Below are 742 nucleotides of genomic sequence, written 5' to 3' on the forward strand. Positions count from 1 at the left end.
GCAGCTACATCCAACCGTCCCCTTTATTCGTGAGCAAGTATGGGAATATTAACCCATTGTCCATCCACTACCCCTTTCGGGTTCGCGTTAGGTCCCGACTAACCCTCAGCTGATTAGCATGGCTGAGGAAGCCTTGGTCTTTCGGTGAGCAGGTTTCTCGCCTGCTTTATCGTTACTTATGCCTACATTTTCTTTTCTATCCGCTCCACAATACCTCACAGTACTGCTTCGGCGCAAATAGAATGCTCTCCTACCAGATGTATCTAAAATACAAATCCATAGCTTCGGTAATATGTTTATGCCCGATTATTATCCATGCCGGACCGCTCGACTAGTGAGCTGTTACGCACTCTTTAAATGAATGGCTGCTTCCAAGCCAACATCCTAGCTGTCAATGCAGTCCAACCGCGTTGTTTCAACTTAACATATATTTTGGGACCTTAGCTGTTGGTCTGGGTTCTTTCCCTCTCGGACATGGACCTTAGCACCCATGCCCTCACTGCCGTAGAACATTTATTAGCATTCGGAGTTTGTCAGGAATTGGTAGGCGATGAAACCCCCGCATCCAATCAGTAGCTCTACCTCTAATAAACTTATATACGACGCTGCACCTAAATGCATTTCGGAGAGTACGAGCTATCTCCCAGTTTGATTGGCCTTTCACCCCTACCCACAGGTCATCCGAAGACTTTTCAACGTCAACCGGTTCGGTCCTCCACTCTGTGTTACCAGAGCTTCAACC

Annotated in this window: 1 rRNA gene; it reads right to left on the reverse strand. The window is 47.3% G+C overall.

The features are described 5' to 3' along the window. Window positions 1-742, reverse strand: a 23S ribosomal RNA gene (locus tag REB14_RS24100); the annotation flags it as partial.

Origin of the sequence: Chryseobacterium metallicongregator (assembly GCF_031324065.1) — a bacterium.
Classification (GTDB): domain Bacteria; phylum Bacteroidota; class Bacteroidia; order Flavobacteriales; family Weeksellaceae; genus Chryseobacterium; species Chryseobacterium metallicongregator.